The sequence below is a fragment of the Microbulbifer sp. ABE4_465 genome (assembly GCF_056160765.1).
On record NZ_JBSWXV010000001.1, the window covers coordinates 1 to 18,989 of the forward strand.

An 18,989-nucleotide genomic window follows, 5' to 3' on the forward strand; every position below is an offset into this window, starting at 1 on the left:
GATGCAGATGCAGATGCCGACGCGGATGCCGACGCGGATGCAGATGCCGATGCGGATGCGGACGCCGATGCGGATGCCGACGCCGATGCAGACGCCGATGCAGACGCCGACGCGGATGCGGACGCTGATGCGGACTTCGAGCTAATCGACGTAAACGATGATGCAGTTCTGGAATGTGAGCTGAGCTATGTCCCTGAGGAAGTGCCGGAAACGGATAGTGACACTCAGTTTGATCTGGCGGGAATCAGCATTGCCGACTTGGTGAGCCTGGATATCGGTACCGGTCATCCGCTAGTTGAATTCGGGCTTGATGAAGACACGAATGAAACAGTATTCGACCTGGATATCGATGGGCTCGCCGGTATCGGAGTACTGAACGACTACGTACTGGTCGTCGAGCGCTTTGAAGATGGGTCCTGGGTACGAGTAGACGACGCCGAGAACAATCTTGACGGCGGTCTACTTTCCCTCAGTGTACTTGGACTGGGTGGAACATCAGGTCAGGTAACACTTGAGAATCTCGACCCGGGAGAGTACCGCGCAACGTTGGTTCCGGATCCTGGCTTGATCAATGTGGGTATCGCGATTACCCGCACAATTGATGTTACTGCCACAGATCTGGTGGAAGTGGAGACCATTGTTGGAAGTCAGAACGCGGACGGTAATTTTATCGACCAATCCGCCAGTGGCGACACAAACAACCTGGAAATCCAGTCTGTAACCTTCGACGGCAACCTGGTTACCCCAACCGGTGGTGAAATCGAAATCGAGGGTGATTACGGCACCCTGGTTATGCAGACCGACGGCAGCTACGTGTATATGCCGGATGAAGAAACAGGCAGCGCGGGCACCGATACCTTTGTGGTAACGGTGGTAGACACCGAGACAAATGAGGCTCTGTCGGCAAATCTGATCATCGAAGTGACGAAAGAAGTTGTGCCTGACGATGGTGATGCGGACGCCGACGCCGACGCCGATGCGGATGCTGACGCAGATGCCGATGCGGACGCCGATGCTGATGCCGACGCCGACGCAGATGCCGACGCAGATGCCGACGCCGACGCCGATGCGGATGCGGATGCGGACGCCGATGCCGACGCCGACGCCGATGCGGATGCGGATGCGGACGCCGATGCGGATGCGGACGCCGATGCGGATGCGGACGCCGATGCCGACGCCGACGCCGATGCCGACGCTGATGCGGACGCCGATGCCGATGCCGACGCTGATGCCGATGCCGATGCCGATGCCGATGCCGATGCTGACGCGGATGCAGATGCAGATGCCGACGCGGATGCCGACGCGGATGCAGATGCCGATGCGGATGCGGACGCCGATGCGGATGCCGACGCCGATGCAGACGCCGACGCGGATGCGGACGCTGATGCGGACTTCGAGCTAATCGACGTTAACGATGATGCAGTTCTGGAATGTGAGCTGAGCTATGTCCCTGAGGAAGTGCCGGAAACCGATAGTGACACTCAGTTTGATCTGGCGGGAATTAGCATTGCCGACTTGGTGAGCCTGGATATCGGTACCGGTCATCCGCTAGTTGAATTCGGGCTTGATGAAGACACGAATGAAACAGTATTCGACCTGGATATCGATGGGCTCGCCGGTATCGGAGTACTGAACGACTACGTACTGGTCGTCGAGCGCTTTGAAGACGGGTCCTGGGTGCGAGTAGACGACGCCGAGAACAATCTTGACGGCGGTCTACTTTCCCTCAGTGTACTAGGGCTGGGTGGAACATCGGGTCAGGTAACACTTGAGAATCTCGACCCGGGAGAGTACCGCGCAACCTTGGTTCCGGATCCTGACTTGATCAATGTGGGTATCGCGATTACCCGAACAATTGATGTTACTGCCACAGATATGGTGGAAGTGGAGACCATTGTTGGAAGTCAGAACGCGGACGGTAATTTTATCGACCAATCCGCCAGTGGCGACACAAACAACCTGGAAATCCAGTCTGTAACCTTCGACGGCAACCTGGTAACCCCAACCGGTGGTGAAATCGAAATCGAGGGTGATTACGGCACCCTGGTTATGCAGACCGACGGCAGCTACGTGTATATGCCGGATGAAGAAACAGACAGCGCGGGCACCGACACCTTTGTGGTAACGGTGGTAGACACTGAGACAAATGAGGCTCTGTCGGCAAATCTGATCATCGAAGTGACGAAGGAAGTTGTGCCTGACGATGGTGATGCAGACGCCGATGCAGACGCCGATGCGGATGCCGATGCAGACGCTGATGCAGACGCTGATGCAGACGCTGATGCAGACGCCGACGCAGATGCAGACGCCGACGCCGACGCAGATGCAGACGCCGACGCCGACGCCGATGCCGATGCAGACGCCGATGCAGACGCCGATGCAGACGCCGATGCGGATGCCGATGCCGATGCAGACGCTGATGCAGACGCCGACGCCGACGCCGACGCAGATGCAGACGCCGACGCCGATGCCGACGCGGATGCCGACGCTGATGCGGATGCAGATGCAGATGCAGACGCGGATGCCGATGCGGATGCGGATGCCGATGCGGATGCCGACGCCGATGCGGATGCTGATTTTGAACTAGTAAATGTTGCCGGGAACGCCGCGGTAGAGTGCGAAATAACGTATGATCCGGAACCTGTACCTGAGACGGATAGTGACTCCGAATTTGATCTCCTTGGGCTCAGTATTGGAAACCTTGTCAGTTTGGATATCGGCTCTGGACACCCGTTGGTCGAATTCGGATTGGATGAAAATACCAACGAAACAGTTTTCGATCTTGAAATTAGCGGGGCGGTAGGGATCGGTGTACTGAATCAGTATGTGCTGATTGTTGAGCGCTTCGAAGATGGTAGCTGGGTCAGGGTTGACGATGCTGAGAACGACCTTGAAGGTGGCTTACTTTCTCTGAGTGTGCTTGGTCTTGGCGGTACATCCGGCCAGGTAACTCTGGAAAATCTGGATGCAGGTGAGTACCGTGCAACCTTGGTTCCCGACCCGGGACTAATCAGTGTTGGTGTTGCGCTTACCCGTAGTATCGATGTTACGGCGACGGATTTACTGGAGGTCGAAACCGTTGTTGGCAGCCAGGCAGCATCCGGTAACTTCATCAGTGAATCTGCAAGTGGTGATACAAGCAATCTCGAAATACAGTCAGTCACTTTCAACGGTAATGAGGTGACACCCACTGGCGGTGAAATCGAGATTTCAGGTGATCATGGTACTTTGGTCATACAGAGTGATGGTAGCTACGTCTATACGCCGACCGAAGCACTTGGTAATGAGGGTACAGATAGCTTTACGGTGGCAGTAGTCGATACTGATACCAATGAAGCTCTGACTGCTGACCTAAGCATTGAAGTCACGAAAGAGGTTGTCGCCTCTGGTGAAATGGCGACGAACACGTTCGCTATGGACGCGGAGGGCGGTTCCGATACCTCCTCAGATGACGATTTCGTTGTGCAAACCAATGAGTCCGGTCTGGAAACCTTGCAATGGCAAGGTGGTGAGGATGTTGTCGCGCTGGGCGACTACAGCGAATCCTTCACAGGAATAGAAGCTATTGACCTGGATCAGGACAATGCAGTAACGCTGTCGGTCGGTCTGGAAGATCTGCTCGCTATCTCCAGTGGTGACAGTAACTTCTATATCAATGGTAATGAGGAAGATACGGTAGACATAGTCCTCGCAGAGTGGTCCGCCAACAGTGGCGGAACGGCGCATGGCATAGACTACAGCGTTTACGTATCGATAGATGATCCAAGCCAGGAGTTGTGGATCGAAACAGGTATCACGGTAGTATGATGATATAGATCTGTGGATTAATCGTTAGCCGGGCCTTTGGCCCGGCTTTTTTTTGCGTGGTCATCGGGGAATTGAAAAGGCGGGCGATATTTTGTGGGGAGTGATCTGGGGCCTGGTGAATTTCTAGGTGTGATAACGGGAGATTGGATGTACTCAGTACTATTCAGATAGTGGGGACTGTAAGGGCGATGGCTCAATAGATGTGGTCGAGCGTCCGAAGTCGACAAGCGAAAGATAGTCGTTGTACCGATCTTGTACTGTGGGAGAGCCGGCGGTGATGGTGATTAGTTGCTTACGAGGGTTTACATCTGAGATTGCCGCGAGATTGAAATAAGACGGCCATAAGGTGCCAGATTTCCCACCCCGGAAGTAGGGGATGTGGAGGCTGGGAACGGCAGCCAGAGTCGAAAAAATGAAGATAGATTGAATATCTAGATCGCGAGCGTTCTTTCCTTGAACGGAGATTTTGTAACATGGCTTCCCCCAAAGTCCACGAATTATTACGTTGTCTGAGCATTTCCTTACCAGGTGGTAGAGGTCGCGAGTAGTGGATCGCTGCGCCTTGTCGGGGAGGCCGTGAGGGTTGACGAAGTTGGACCTCCTCATATTCAGTCGTCTGGCGACCGTATTCATTTCTACAATAAATCGATCTGCTGGGCCTCTGGCAATAGCTGGGTTTCTGTTGTGAAGAATGGTACCAATTTCTCGTGCGATCACATTGGCACTGATATTTGACGAAGAAATCAAAAGATTTGCGAGGCAGTCTAATAACGAGAGCTGATCGCCTGTTTTTAGGTTTCTGCCTGACCCTTCTACATCGTCCGAGTCGATAACCTTCAGGGAAGTAACGGGGGAAATATTATTATGAAGGACGATTTTGATTGCGGTTAAAGCCGTCAATAATTTGGTTATCGATGCTGGTGCAATCGAAATGTCCGCACTTTGTTCGAAGATGAAGTTAACTTCACTTTCTTTTTCTGTATCAATAATCGCCGCAAGCGCGCTCTTTGCGGTTACGACAGGAATTGTCGGGGATGTTCTATCTTCCACTTGAGCTATTCGATCTATTGGGTTGGCTCGAGATTGATGAAAACTTATGTGGTACTTTCGGGCTCAAGTATTTCCTTGACGAGTAGGTGTAGACCGCTGCCATGTGAACCCTTGAATAGAAGGAGATCATCTTGATTGATAGCGCTGGTCAACGCGTCTTTTAATGCAGATGAATCAGTGAAAAAACTGCAGTCTATGCCATTTTCCGAGAGTTTTGGATTAAGGCTCTTCATCTGCTCACCAAGAAGATATACCTTGTGAGCACCGGATTGTGTGATGTAGGGGGCGAGCGTTTCGTGATAGTACTGTGATTTATCACCCAGTTCCAGCATGTCACCCAGTACAAGGATCTTCTTTGCGTCACTGTTTTCTAGCGGCGTATCTCTGATTAAGTTTAGTGCGGCCTGCATTGATGCCGGGTTGGCATTGTAAGCCTCGTCAATAAGGTTAATCTGTTTACCGTGAAGGTTTGCTCTTGAGAGATTTCCACGGCCAGGAAGCGGCGCGAAGAGTGGAAGCAGCGGGAGAGATATCCGGTAGTCGAGTCCCAGTGCATGGATACACGCCAGGCAAGCAATGCCGTTCATAGCCATGTGAGTACCGGGTGCCCCTGTGTCAAACGAAAAGCTCTCGCCGCTGTGCGTAGCGGTTGCTGTTCTGGTCTGGGAGGTGTATCTGACTAATTGGAAATCACTTTGTGGGTGCTCGCCAAAAGTGATGATTTTCAATCGGAATTTCTGCGCTTCCGCCACAATTATGGGCCACTCATCGATATCCCGATTAATGACCGCAATGCTTCCAGGGTTCATGCCGGAGAATATTCGACTTTTCTTTCTGGCGATTTCTTCTGTGTTGTGGTGGTACTCCAGGTGCGCCGGATGAATATTGGTGATAACGGCGACGTCGGGGCGTGCGATGGATGAGTTTAACTGCATATTCCCGATTGCCATTTCGAGCACAGTAAATTTTGTGCTCCATGGAATAGAGGCAAGATTCCAGGAAATACCCAGTGGGAGATTGGCATTATGCTCTGTTCTTCCAATGGTTCCCCAGGGCCTGAGCATATGCTGGAGCATCGCAACGCTGGTGGTTTTCCCCGAGCTGCCTGTAATACCGATGATTTTCCCTTGAAGCTGCGCTCGAGAGTAACGGCCTATATCCAAGATGGCTTTGCGCACTTCGCTGACTTGCAAAATGGGAGTGCCATTCTTTGAACGATAATCGGGGTTGTCGGTAATTATCGCTTGCGGGGTATAGCGTAAATTGCGAATCTGAGTGGGGTGTATAAAGCGCTTGTCGTTTTCGGGCCGGAGAATAACCATGTTGCCCGGGCGCATCCCTGGAGAGAAGATACACAGCCCGGTAGATCGCCAGTTTGGTTTTGGAGGAGAGGACCATTTCCCCGATGTCGCCTCTAGCACGTTTTCCATATTCCAGTTGTCAGCAACCGGTATAGGTCTGATCTCTTCAGGGCTTTTGATGCCGTTTGCGCCACCGCTTTCAACGTGTGGATTTTTAGGGATTGTCGAGGTTTTTTCTACCTCGATTGATTGGGAAACGTTATTGGGTTTTTCAATCAAGAGTTTCCGATAGGCGATAAATCCCGAGAGGTAATGTTCCACGTCGTCAATACGTACACGAAATGCGTGATGGCGGATGAAAAAGCTACCGGTTATCCTCTTGGGGTTCTCGAAGTACATGGCGTATTCAGGCCAATAGTAACCATTCAGCAGGTACTTCGCGCGAGTGTGGAGTGCTCTATAGAATTTTTCAAGATCTAGCTGCTTAAGAAGGTGGCTGAATGCCGTCTGATCCTTCAGTCGAGATACCATTCTCTCGGCCGCCATCATTAGCTCAAGTAGCGTCGGGAATGTAGTGATTCTATCGAGCACGAAGTCCAGGTATCCCGATACATTTTGAATACCGAACTGGTAGTACTTTTCTTGTGGACGGTATAGCGTGAGCTCGTTGACGCAGTAGCTGAGCCAGTGGTCATGTGCTTGCCAGTGTTTGTTTTCAATAAAATAATCAAAAGCCTTCTCAACGGTCTGTAGCCATCGATCGTCTTTCGTGAGTCCATACAGGCGCATCAATCCAAAAGCGGCCTCGCCATCGTAGTAAATAATACGAAACTCTTCTTTTACAGATAGCTCCGGGTATTGGAGGACATGGACAAACTTCCCGGATACAGGGTTCTGCATGAACTGGATTCCCACAGCCAGTTCTTCGAGCAACTCCAGATATTTCGTGGTGCCGGTAAGTTCGCTGTATTTGGTGAGTGCCAACAGGCATACCGCATTACCCCCCAGTTTGATCTCGCCATTGGCCTCGATTAAAAATGCGGCTTTCTCACCGGATGGGAGCTGTGTGCGTTGAATCAGTTTTTCTGTAAGGTGGTGCAATGCACGGTCGATGGCACGTTTCATCCCTGGGTCTTGCGTTACTTCCCAGGCTTCGGTTAAGGCGTAAGTTGAACTGGTATGGCGAAGTGTGTTGTAGGTATTGATTGGGCGATCAAAGCAGCAGTGCCAACCGTAGTTAAACCGACCGCTGGCTTTGACTTGGCTTGCCAGATACTTACCACTGGAATCTATAAGTCCGTAGGTCGATTTGTCGTCGAGTTGCTCAATTACTCGACGGCCAGCATTTCTTCCTGGGCCGTATAGTAATTGTGGTGGTGTTTTCGGGTCGAGGAATATTCCTTCAGTACTCAGTACCACAACGGGAGAGTTTTTGTCGAAGTCGAGTGGTGTTTGTGGGCTAAATCGAGAATCGGTATAGGCTCGAAATTTTTGTCGATTGATAACCACATGATGGATTTTATTTCCACCATAGAGCATCGCGTTTCCATTCAGTTCCTGCTCAAGGAAGGCGATTTTGCATTCTGGATCCAGCGCCAGTCCATATCGGAAATAGCCGCGTTTGGTGTTCTGGAATCGTTTGTTGAGTGTTTCCCAGTTAATCGGTTCTCTTTTGGTAACCCAGTCCACACGGAACCAGCTGGGTGATATTTTTGCGCTCTTGATCAGTTTGCGTGCCTGACTGGCGAGCTTAAGCCAGAGTGCGTCAATATCTTCCGCTGTCTCGTGGCAGACCTTGGCTCTTTGCGCACCATCGCTGATCGAAAAGAAGACGGTGTACGGGGGGCTCTGCTGTGCGAGCTGTGTCAGGACCCGGGGTTTGGCCCGCACTAATAACTCGGAAAATGAAACGCTGGTCGCACTGGTTGCCATGCTGGAGACTATCCCTGTTGATCATTATTTTGGGGTTATGGAACAGTTGGCCTTAAGGGGGCTCGCGCGTTAGCCCAGGCACGTGCCCGCTTCCCCGGCGGACTATTCCGTACGATAGAGTATAGTCAGCCTTTGCCATTTTGCTGTTTTTGGGAGGGGGAGAGTGCGTCGAATCAGGGGATGTGAATATTGAAGTGCAATAAGCGCATGGAGATAGCGCTAGCGCTAGGGCGGGACGATGTGAGCCGGTGAGCGGTAACTCACTCGTAAGTCACAGGTAAGTAACAGGGTGCCGTATCGGGCACCCTGGAGCAGTTCGGTGATGAGTGAAAGATTAAATCACCGCGGCCAGTCGAGAGCCCTGGTCTATCGCCCGTTTGGCGTCGAGTTCAGCGGCCTCAAAAGCTCCGCCAATCAGGTGACTCGTTTGACCCCGCGCTTGCAATTGGTCGTGCAACGCACGCAGGGATTCCTGGCCGGCGCAGACAATCACGTTATCCACTTCCAGTATCTTTTGCTCTTCGCCCAGACGGATATGCAGCCCCTGGTCGTCGATCTTTTCGTAAGTCACGCCAGCGAGATTCTGCACCTTGCGGTGCTTGAGGCTGGTGCGGTGGATCCAGCCGGTGGTTTTACCCAGGCCCGCGCCCACTTTTGAGGTTTTGCGCTGCAGCAGGAAAATCTGGCGCGGGCTGGTCACTGGCTGTTGTGGTTTCAGTCCGGCGCGGTGTTCCAGTGCGATATCCACACCCCATTCGTCGAAGAACTCTTCCTTGTTGCTGGCGATCAGCTCGTTGGCGTGGTCTTCGCTGTGGGTCAGGTATTCCGCCACGTCGAAGCCGATACCGCCGGCACCAATAATCGCCACGGATTTGCCCACGGTTTTTTTGTCTCTGAGCACGTCCAGGTAGGTGAGTACCTTGGCGTGATCGATCCCATCGATGGGTGGTTTGCGTGGGGAAATGCCGGTGGCGATGATGACTTCGTCGAACTCTGCCAGGTTTTCTTTATTCGCGACGGTGTTCAGGCGTACTTCCACGCCAGTCAGTTCCAGCTTGCGCTTGAAGTAACGCAGGGTTTCTTCGAATTCCGCCTTGCCGGGAATCTGCTTGGCGATATTGAACTGGCCGCCCACCTTGTCGCTCGCTTCAAACAGTGTCACCTGATGGCCGCGTTCTGCGGCAACGGTAGAGGCGGCGAGGCCGGCAGGGCCTGCGCCCACCACGGCAATTTTCTTCGCGCTTTCCACCGGCAGGTAGTTCAGCTCTGTTTCATGACAGGCGCGCGGGTTGACCAGGCAAGAAGTGAGTTTGAGCTCGAAGGTGTGGTCCAGACAGGCCTGGTTACAGCCGATACAGGTATTGATTTCGTCCGCGCGGTTTTCTGCTGCCTTGTTGACGAACTCTGCGTCCGCCAGAAATGGCCGGGCCATGGAGACCATATCCGCCTTGCCGGCAGACAGCACGTCTTCGCCTACCTGCGGCATATTGATGCGGTTACTGGTGACCACCGGCACGCTCAGGTGCTGTTTCACCTTGGCGGTTATATCCGCAAACGCCGCGCGGGGTACGCTGGTGGCGATAGTCGGTACCCGCGCCTCGTGCCAGCCGATACCGGTGTTGATGATGGAGGCACCGGCCTTTTCGATGGCCTGACCCAGCGCGACCACTTCATCGAAGTCACTGCCGCCTTCCACCAGGTCCAGCATGGACAGGCGGTAGATGATAATGAAGTCTTCACCCACCGCCTCGCGAATGCGGCGCACGATCTCGATGGGCAGGCGGGTGCGGTTTTCGAAACTGCCGCCCCAGCGGTCGCCCCGGTGGTTGGTGCGGGCAACGATAAACTGGTTGATGAAGTAGCCTTCGGAACCCATCACCTCCACACCGTCATACCCCGCTTCCTTCGCCAGGGTCGCGCAGCGCACATAATCGTCGATCTGCTGTTCGACTTCCGCGTCACTCAATTCCTTTGGCGTAAACGGATTGATCGGCGCCTGAATCGCGGAGGGAGCCACCAGGTTGGGGTTATAGGCATAGCGGCCCGCGTGCAGGATCTGCATACAGATCTTGCCACCTTCGTTGTGCACCGCGGCGGAAATCGCCTTGTGATCCTCGGCCTCCTTCGCCGTGGTCATCTTCGATGACCCCTGAAATACGCCACCTTCCTCGTTCGGCGCAATGCCACCGGTCACTATCAGGCCAACCCCACCGCGTGCGCGCTCACCGTAAAACGCCGCTAAGCGGTCAAAGCCACCCGGGTGCTCTTCCAGATTGGTGTGCATGGAGCCCATCAGGACTCGGTTCTTGAGAGTGGTAAAGCCCAGGTCCAGCGGGGCCAGGAGGTTGGGGTAGGCGTTTGTCATGGTGGTCATTCTCTTTCTGTCTGACTCTTGTGGCTTGGCTCGGTGCCGACGGGCTTACTGTTAATACGTCTCATATGCAAAAAGTTGCATAGTGTTGCCCAAGAATAGCAAGCCTCAGAATAGGCTGGCATTGACCAATCCGACCGATTCCTTATCCAAACAGTGAAATGATCTGCTCCCGCAGCCAGATATGTGCGCCGTCTTCGTCCTGACTGCGGTGCCACAATAGGTGCCAGTCCATCTGTGGAATCTGGAACGGCAGCTCGAAGCAGCGGGCGGGGTACTGGCGGGCGAGACTCACCGGTACCGTGAGTGCCAGGTCGGTCTTGAGTACCACCAGCGGGGCGACCCGGTAGTGCTGTACCCGCAGTTTCACCTTGCGCCGCCGCCCCAGCTTGTTGAGGGCCATATCTGCAATCCCGGGACCACTGCGGCGGCTCGAAACATGGATATGCTCCAGCGCCAGATACTGCTCCAGAGTCAAACTGGTTTCCCCGGCCAGTGGGTGATCCGGGCGCAACATACACTGGTAGCGATCCGCCGAAAGGCGGTGCTGGTTTAGCTGGGTGGCGGAAATCATCGGCACATCCAGGGCGAAATCCAGACTGTTGGCGGACAGCTCCTTCACCAGCTGATCCCGCGGCACATACCAGGATTCCACAACAATCCCCGGCGCCACCGCCTGCAGGTGCTCCAGCAGCCGCGGCAGCACCAGCGTCTCCGCCATATCGTTCATGGACACCCGCAGGGTCTTCTGCGCACTTGCGGGCTCAAATTGGTGGTGCTCCGTCACACTGCTCCCCAGCAGCGCCAGCGCCTGCTGTACCTTCGGCATGATGCTTTCGGTCAGTGGCGTCGGGCTCATTCCGTTGGGTGTGCGGATAAACAGCTGGTCGTCCAGGGCCCGGCGCAGGCGCGCCAGCGCGTTGCTCACCGCCGGCTGGGTGATGTGCAGGCGCTCTGCCGCGCGGGTCAGGTTGCGGGTGTTGTAGATGGCATCCAGCACCGGGAAGAGATTCATATCGATCTGTTGTAACTGCACGGTCACTGCACTCCTCTTGGCTGGATATTGCTATCACTGCTGTGAATGTTTGGATATTTACATAATAAACTTTGATGATCCACGGCGAATCGCTAGCTTTATCCCCCAGCCACGCTGCCGTTTGAATAACCCGGGACGTAATTCGAAAGCGGCAGAGCATCCATTACTGCTCGGCAATCGGGGAGGAGAGGCAGTGCCTGAAATATTCGTAGTGCGCCACGGCCAGGCGTCATTCGGCAGCGATAACTATGACCAGCTCTCAGAACTGGGCTGGCAGCAGGCGCGCTGGTTGGGAGAACACTGGGGTGAGGAAGAACAACAGTTCGACCATATCGTCAGCGGTGATCTGCAGCGCCACCGGGAAACCGCGCAGGGTATCTGTGAAGGCCTGGGGCTGGATCGCCACCGGGTGGAAGAATTACCGCACCTGAACGAGTTCGATTTCAAACGGGTGATGAGCGCCTATGGCGAGAAAAATCCCCAGGCGGCACCGCAACCCGGTGCTGCGCGCGCGGACTACTACCGCTTTCTGAAATTGGCCATGCACGCATGGTCCAGTGGTGAAATCGAAGGCGCGGAAAGCTGGCAGCAATTTGAGCAGCGTATTGAAGAAGTGCTCGGGGTGCTGGCGGCGGGGGCCAAGGGTGGCCGAACCCTGGTGGTGACTTCCGGCGGTGCCATTGCCATGATGGTGCGGCAGATTCTCGGAGCACCGTCCCACAGCGTCACACAATTGAATATGCAGATAAAAAATACCGCGATCAGCCATTTTTTTGCCGGCCGAAGCGGAGTAAGCCTGCACAGCTTTAATCACGTGCCGCACCTGGACAATCGCGAGCGCCGCGAATTCATTACCTACAGCTAAGAAATTAAAAGAGAAATAAGGGAAAGCCGCGATGAATTTTGAATATTCCCCGAAAGTACAGGAACTGCTCACACGCCTGAAACAGTTTATGGCGGAAGAGGTCATCCCCGTCGAACAGACCTATTACCAGCAGTTGGAACAGGATCGCTGGGGCGAGCCGCCGATCATGGAAACCCTCAAGCGCAAGGCCAAGGATGCGGGCCTGTGGAATCTGTTTTTGCCGGATACCACCTGGGGTGCGGGCCTCACCAATCTTGAGTACGCGCCGCTGGCGGAAGAAATGGGCCGGGTTGGATTCTCTTCCGAAGTGTTCAACTGCAGCGCGCCGGACACCGGCAATATGGAAGTACTGACCCAGTACGGTTCGCCGGAACAGCAGGAGCGCTGGCTGAAGCCACTGCTGGAAGGGCAAATCCGCTCCGCATTCGCCATGACCGAGCCCAAAGTGGCGTCGAGCGATGCCACCAATATCGAAACGGAAATCGTGCGCGATGGCGATGACTATGTCATCAACGGCCACAAGTTCTACATCAGCGGTGCGATGAACAAGAACTGCGAAATCATGATCGTGATGGGCAAGACCGCACCGGACAGCGAAGACCGTTACCGTCAGCAATCCCAGATTCTGGTGCCGATGAATACCCCGGGCGTAAAAGTTCTTCGCCCCATGACCGTATTCGGTTACGACGACGCGCCGGAAGGCCACGCGGAAATCGTTTTCGACAATGTGCGGGTGCCGAAAGAAAACCTGATTCTCGGCGAAGGCCGCGGCTTTGAAATTGCCCAGGGTCGCCTCGGCCCGGGTCGTATTCACCACTGTATGCGTTTGATCGGCCAGGCCCAGCGCGCGCTGGAAATGATGGCGGTGCGTGCCGAAAACCGCGTGGTGTTCGGCCGGCCGATGATCAAGCAGGGCTCGGTGCGCGAAGACATTGCCAAGTCCGCCTGCGAAATCGAGCAGGCGCGCCTGCTGACCTTGAAAGCGGCAGACCAGATGGACCACCACGGCAACAAGGCCGCACGCGACCTGATCGCCATGATCAAAGTCGTCGCACCGCAGATGGCCTGTAATGTCATCGACCGTGCGATCCAGATTCACGGCGCTGCTGGTCTCGGTCAGGACTTCCATCTGGCGCGCGCCTATAGCTATGCCCGCACCATCCGCCTCGCCGATGGCCCGGATCAGGTGCATATGATGCAGCTTGGTCGCAATCTGGCGGCCGCCTACGCAGCGATTGCACGGGAGGAGGGCTAAATGTCGGAAGTGAAAAGCCCCGCGGCGGTGAATCAACTGGATACTGAAACGCTGTCCGGGTATTTACGCGGTAAAGTGCCGGGCTTCGATGGCCCGGTGCGCGCGAGCAAGTTTTCCGGTGGCCAGTCCAACCCCACCTTCAAGGTGCAAATCGGTGCGGGCACTTATGTACTGCGCCGCCAACCACCGGGCAAACTACTGAAATCCGCACATGCAGTAGACCGAGAATTTCGTGTGATGCAGGCGCTGGCGGGAAGCGATGTTCCGGTGCCGAAGGTACTGCACCTGTGCGAAGACCGCGATGTAATCGGCTCCATGTTCTACCTGATGGAATACTGCGAGGGCCGAATTTTCTGGGACGCGGCTCTGCCGGAGCTGAACAACAGCGAACGCGGTGCGTTTTACGAAGAAATGAATCGGGTACTGGCCGCACTGCACAGTGTGGACCTGGAAACCGTTGGGCTCGCCGACTACGGGCGCCCGGGCAATTACTTCGAGCGGCAGTTCGACCGCTGGCAGGGCCAGTACCGCGCCTCCGAGCTGCAGGCCATCAGTGCCATGGATCAACTGATTCTGTGGCTCGGTGAGAACCTGCCGGAAGACGATGGCCGAGTATCGCTGGTGCACGGCGATTACCGCCTCGACAACATCATGTTCCACCCCACCGAATCTCGCGCTATCGCGGTGCTCGACTGGGAACTGTCTACCTTGGGTCATCCCTTTGCCGATCTCGCCTATCAATGCATGCAACTGCGTATGCCGGCAGATAGCGGGAATATTTCCGGCCTGATGGGCGTAGACAGGCGCAAACTCAATATACCCAGCGAGCGCGATTATGTGGCGCGCTACTGTGAGCGAATAGGTATAGGTCACATCGACAACTGGGCCTTCTATCTCGCGTTCAGCTTCTTTCGCCTCGCGGCGATTATCCAGGGTGTGGCCAAGCGCGCGCACGATGGCAATGCGTCCAGCAAGGATGCAGCAAAGTTGGGTGCGCTGGTTGGCCCCCTGGCGGCACTGGCGCTGGACGTAATCGAAAAAGAATCCTGAAACCAAATGAATACTAAAAGACAACGAAACGACTGTTGGGAGAATTTTATGGCGACCAATCTTTTTGATCTGAGTGGAAAAATTGCCCTAGTTACTGGTGCGAGCCGCGGTATTGGCGAGGCCATTGCCAAACTGTTGGCGGAGCAGGGCGCCCATGTGCTGGTTTCCAGCCGCAAGATTGAAGGTTGTCAGGCGGTAGCCGACGCGATTAATGAAGCCGGAGGTAAGGCCGAAGCGCTGCCCTGCCATATCGGCAATATGGAAGATATCGAGCAGGTGTTTACCCATATCCGTGCGCAGTACGGCAAGCTGGATATTCTGATCAACAACGCCGCAACCAACCCGTACTTTGGTCATATCCTGGATACGGATATCGGCGCCTTTGAAAAAACCGTGGCGGTGAATATCCGCGGTTACTTCTTTATGTCTGTGGAAGCGGGCAAGCTGATGCGGGAAAACGGCGGTGGTTGCATCGTCAATACCGCGTCCATCAATGCTCTGCAGCCGGGTGTGGGGCAGGGCATCTACTCCATCACCAAGGCGGCAGTGGTGAATATGACCAAAGCCTTCGCCAAGGAATGCGCCCAGTTCAATATCCGTGTCAACGCCCTGTTGCCGGGTCTTACCAAAACCAAATTTGCCGGTGCGCTCTTCTCCCATGAAGAAATCTACAACACCGCCGTCAGCCATATTCCCATGCATCGCCACGCCGAGCCGGAAGAAATGGCCGGTACCGTGCTGTACCTGGTTTCCGATGCCGGTAGTTACACCAACGGCGAATGTGTGGTGGTGGATGGCGGCCTGACTTCCTGTGGAGGCCTGTAATCATGAGCCAACTATCCAGGGAACAGTTCCAGAGAGACCCGATACTGGACTTCACCGGCAAAGTCGCACTGATTACCGGCGCCGCCAGCGGGTTCGGCGCACTGATTGCCGAGGAGCTCGGCCGCCGCGGTGCGCGACTGGTACTGGGTGATATCAACGAGGCGGGCCTGGAGCCGGTGGTGGAAAAGCTCACCGCGCAGGGCGTCGAAGTACAAGCGGTGTCCTGCGATGTTTCTTCGGAGACCGATTGCGCCGCCATGGTGGCGCTGGCACGGGAAGATTTCGGCGGGCTGGATATTGCCATCAACAACGCCGGTATCGCGCCGCCTCTGCAGTATTTTGAAGAAGTGGATGAAGAAACCTTCGACCTGCAACACCGGGTGAATGTGAAAGGGGTTTTCTTCGGCATGAAGCACCAGCTAAAGGTGATGCGCACCCAAGGCAGTGGCGTGATCCTGAATGTGAGCTCCATGGCCGGTATCGGCGGCGCACCCAAGTCTTCCCCTTACTCTGCAGCCAAGCACTCGGTGGTGGGCCTGACGCGCACTGCAGCGGTGGAGTATGCCCGTCACAACGTGCGTGTGAATGCCATCTGTCCTTTCTACACCCTCACGCCGATGGTTGCGGATATGCAGGCTCCCGAAGGCGCTACGGTGGATCAGGTACACGCGATCTTTGCGTCCGGCTGCCCCATGAAGCGGTTGGGTAAACCGGAAGAAGTGGTCAGTGCGATGTTGATGCTGTGTTCTCCGGCGCTGACCTATGTCACCGGACAAACGCTGGCTGTCGACGGCGGTGTGTCCGCGTTCTGATTTTTAACTGAAGAATAATTTTTACATTTTTGAGAGAGGGAGTTCCCATGCCGACGATTATTTCCCCCAGCAATTTTCAGGCCGCGATCGGCAGTGAAACCCAGGCTACCGACTGGTTCCAGATTGATCAGGACCGTATCAATGCGTTTGCGGACTGCACCCTGGATCATCAGTTTATTCACGTCGATCCGGAAGCTGCGGCCAAGTCGCCTTTTGGCAGCACCATCGCCCACGGCTTCCTGTCCCTGTCCATGCTGTCCTACTTCGCCGAGCAACTGGAAGTGGTGATGGAAGGGGTGAAAATGGGCGTGAACTATGGCCTGGATAAGGTGCGCTTTATCAACCCGGTCAAAGTCGATCAGCGCGTGCGCGCTCGTGCCAAGGTGCTGGATGTGACGGAGAAAAAACCGGGTCAGTTCCAGCTCAAACTGGAAGTCACTGTGGAAATTGAAGGTCAGGACAAGCCCGCACTGATTGCCGAGTGGCTTGTTATGCAGTTTGTTTGATTGTCGAAAAATACAGATAACTCGCGTTAACGGAGAGAACCATGTCTATTTCATTCGAAGGTAAGGTGGCCATCGTCACCGGTGCGGGCAACGGCCTCGGCCGCTCCCACGCTCTGGAACTGGCCCGTCGCGGCGCCAAGGTTGTGGTCAACGATCTGGGCGGTGCCCGCGACGGATCCGGCGGCTCGCTGAGCGCTGCGGAAACCGTTGTACAGGAAATTATCGCGGCCGGCGGTGAAGCCATTGCCAATGGCGCCAACGTGACCGACTTCCAGCAGGTGCAGGACATGGTCAAGGAAGCCGCCGAGCGCTGGGGTCGCGTGGATATTCTGGTGAACAACGCCGGCATCCTGCGCGACAAGTCCTTCGCCAAGGCGCCCATGGACGATTTCAATCTGGTGGTAGACGTACACCTGATGGGCAGTGTGAACTGCACCAAGGCCGTGTGGGAAATCATGCGCGAGCAGAATTACGGTCGCATCGTGATGACCACTTCTTCCTCCGGTCTTTACGGCAACTTCGGTCAGTCCAACTATGGCGCCGCCAAAACCGGTGTGGTTGGCTTGATGAATACCTTGCACCTTGAAGGCGAGAAGTACGGTATCAAGGTGAACTGCCTGTCGCCCACCGCCGCTACCCGCATGACCGAAGATATTATTCCCGATCCAAAAGCCCTGGAACTGTTGACCCCGGAATCCGTGACCGCGGGCCTGATTGCCCTGGTCGCTGAAGATGCGCCCAACCGTTTCATTCTGTGTGCCGGCGCTGGCGCCTACGCCAAGGCGCGCATTCTGGAAACCGAAGGTATCTACCTGACACCAGATCAGCAGACTGCGGAAAACGTACTCGCCAACCTCGATGCCATTGCCGATGAAACTGGTCAGCAGGAACTGGTGGGTGGTCTCAATCAGACGGTGAAATTTATTCAGAAAGCAGCCAAGGGTATGGGCGTCAAACTGGGCGGCTGATCCGCAGGGAATTTGGAGAATTTGTTATGAAAGAAGCAGTTATTGTTTCCACCGCACGCACGCCCATTGGCAAAGCCTACCGGGGGGCCTACAACAATCTGGAAGCCGCGAGTCTCGGCGCCCACGCGGTACGCGCTGCCGTTGAGCGCGCCGGTATCGAATCAGGCGAAGTGGACGATTGTGTCTTTGGCGTCGCCCTGCAGCAGGGTACCGCCGGCCAGAACGTAGCCCGTCAGGTAGCACTGCGGGCGGGCCTGCCCACCACCGTTGCCGGTATGACTATCGACCGCCAGTGTTCCTCCGGTCTGATGGCGGTAGCCACCGCGGCCAAACAGATTATCCACGACGGCGCGCCGGTGACCCTGGCGGGCGGTATGGATTCCATCTCGCTGGTGCAGAACCAGAAGATGAATAACTTCCGTGCGGCGGATCCGGCCCTGCTGGAAATGCACCCGGCAGTGTATATGCCGATGATCGATACCGCAGAAATTGTGGCCAAGCGCTACGGCATCAGTCGCGATCTGCAGGACGAGTATTCCCTGCAATCCCAGGTGCGTACCGCTGCCGCACAGAAGGCCGGCCTGTTTGCCGATGAGATCATCCCGGTCACCACCAACAAGATCGTGGTGAACAAGGAAACCGGTGAGCAGTCCGAAGAGGAAGTGACACTGACTCTGGATGAAGGCAATCGCCCATCCACCACCATCGACGGCCTGCGCAGCCTGAACCCGGTGCGGGAAAACGGTGTGATCACCGCCGGCAATGCGTCTCAACTTTCCGATGGCGCCGCGGCCATGGTACTGATGGACAGCAAACTAGCGGAGCAGCGCAACCTGAATCCGCTGGGCATTTATCGTGGTATGGCCGTAGCCGGGTGTGAGCCCGATGAGATGGGCATCGGTCCGGTATTCGCCATTCCCAAGCTGCTGGCCCGTACCGGTCTGTCCATCGACGACATCGGTCTGTGGGAACTGAACGAAGCCTTTGCGGTGCAGGTTCTCTACTGCCGAGACAAGCTGGGTATCGACAACGAAAAGCTCAACGCCAACGGTGGTGCTATTTCCATTGGTCACCCCTATGGCATGAGTGGTGCGCGCATGGTTGGTCACGCATTGCTGGAAGGCAAACGCCGCGGTGTGAAATACGTGGTGGTGACCATGTGTGTCGGTGGCGGTATGGGCGCGGCCGGACTTTTCGAAGTCGTATAGCCA

The 18,989-nt window shown here is 55.4% G+C and carries 13 protein-coding genes; 9 read left to right on the top strand and 4 right to left on the bottom strand.

Going from position 1 to position 18,989, the window contains the following annotated elements:
* The coding region (locus tag ACXAG1_RS00005; protein WP_475118565.1) for an Ig-like domain-containing protein at positions 1–3,807 on the top strand (3,807 nt) is incomplete at its 5' end.
* Between the two features lie 159 nt (positions 3,808–3,966).
* On the opposite strand, the gene ACXAG1_RS00010 is transcribed toward ACXAG1_RS00005, so the two are convergent.
* From ACXAG1_RS00010 to ACXAG1_RS00025, 4 genes are all read right to left on the bottom strand, one after another.
* Positions 3,967–4,857: a D-alanyl-D-alanine carboxypeptidase family protein gene (locus ACXAG1_RS00010; protein ID WP_475118566.1), complete on the bottom strand. Its 891-nt coding sequence runs from the start codon at positions 4,855–4,857 to the stop codon at positions 3,967–3,969.
* 44 nt (positions 4,858–4,901) lie between these two features.
* Complete coding sequence (locus ACXAG1_RS00015) at positions 4,902–8,090, bottom strand: UDP-N-acetylmuramoyl-tripeptide--D-alanyl-D-alanine ligase (protein WP_475093452.1); 3,189 nt, start codon at positions 8,088–8,090, stop codon at positions 4,902–4,904.
* 334 nt (positions 8,091–8,424) lie between these two features.
* A complete protein-coding gene (locus tag ACXAG1_RS00020) occupies positions 8,425–10,455 on the bottom strand; it encodes a 2,4-dienoyl-CoA reductase FMN-binding domain-containing protein (protein WP_475118965.1) in 2,031 nt (676 codons plus the stop codon).
* A gap of 151 nt (positions 10,456–10,606) precedes the next feature.
* Complete coding sequence (locus ACXAG1_RS00025; RefSeq protein ID WP_475118567.1) at positions 10,607–11,497, bottom strand: LysR family transcriptional regulator; 891 nt, start codon at positions 11,495–11,497, stop codon at positions 10,607–10,609.
* 193 nt (positions 11,498–11,690) lie between these two features.
* Between ACXAG1_RS00025 and ACXAG1_RS00030 the strand changes: the two genes are divergently transcribed.
* The 8 genes from ACXAG1_RS00030 to ACXAG1_RS00065 are packed head-to-tail and all read left to right on the top strand — an operon-like array spanning position 11,691 to position 18,986.
* Positions 11,691–12,362: a histidine phosphatase family protein gene (locus ACXAG1_RS00030; protein WP_475118568.1), complete on the top strand. Its 672-nt coding sequence runs from the start codon at positions 11,691–11,693 to the stop codon at positions 12,360–12,362.
* 31 nt (positions 12,363–12,393) lie between these two features.
* Positions 12,394–13,617: an acyl-CoA dehydrogenase family protein gene (locus ACXAG1_RS00035; RefSeq protein WP_475118569.1), complete on the top strand. Its 1,224-nt coding sequence runs from the start codon at positions 12,394–12,396 to the stop codon at positions 13,615–13,617.
* Complete coding sequence (locus ACXAG1_RS00040) at positions 13,618–14,667, top strand: phosphotransferase (RefSeq protein WP_475118570.1); 1,050 nt, start codon at positions 13,618–13,620, stop codon at positions 14,665–14,667.
* A gap of 48 nt (positions 14,668–14,715) precedes the next feature.
* Positions 14,716–15,492 (top strand): SDR family oxidoreductase, encoded by a 777-nt coding sequence (locus ACXAG1_RS00045; protein ID WP_475118571.1) that lies wholly within the window; start codon positions 14,716–14,718, stop codon positions 15,490–15,492.
* A gap of 2 nt (positions 15,493–15,494) precedes the next feature.
* The gene (locus ACXAG1_RS00050) at positions 15,495–16,304 is read left to right on the top strand and encodes an SDR family NAD(P)-dependent oxidoreductase (protein WP_475118572.1); all 810 of its coding nucleotides are present in this window, start codon (positions 15,495–15,497) and stop codon (positions 16,302–16,304) included.
* A gap of 47 nt (positions 16,305–16,351) precedes the next feature.
* Positions 16,352–16,810 (top strand): MaoC family dehydratase, encoded by a 459-nt coding sequence (locus tag ACXAG1_RS00055; RefSeq protein WP_475118573.1) that lies wholly within the window; start codon positions 16,352–16,354, stop codon positions 16,808–16,810.
* Between the two features lie 41 nt (positions 16,811–16,851).
* The gene (locus tag ACXAG1_RS00060; RefSeq protein ID WP_475118574.1) at positions 16,852–17,778 is read left to right on the top strand and encodes an SDR family NAD(P)-dependent oxidoreductase; all 927 of its coding nucleotides are present in this window, start codon (positions 16,852–16,854) and stop codon (positions 17,776–17,778) included.
* Positions 17,779–17,804: 26 nt separating this feature from the next.
* Complete coding sequence (locus tag ACXAG1_RS00065; protein WP_475118575.1) at positions 17,805–18,986, top strand: acetyl-CoA C-acyltransferase; 1,182 nt, start codon at positions 17,805–17,807, stop codon at positions 18,984–18,986.
* Positions 18,987–18,989: the final 3 nt, after the last annotated feature.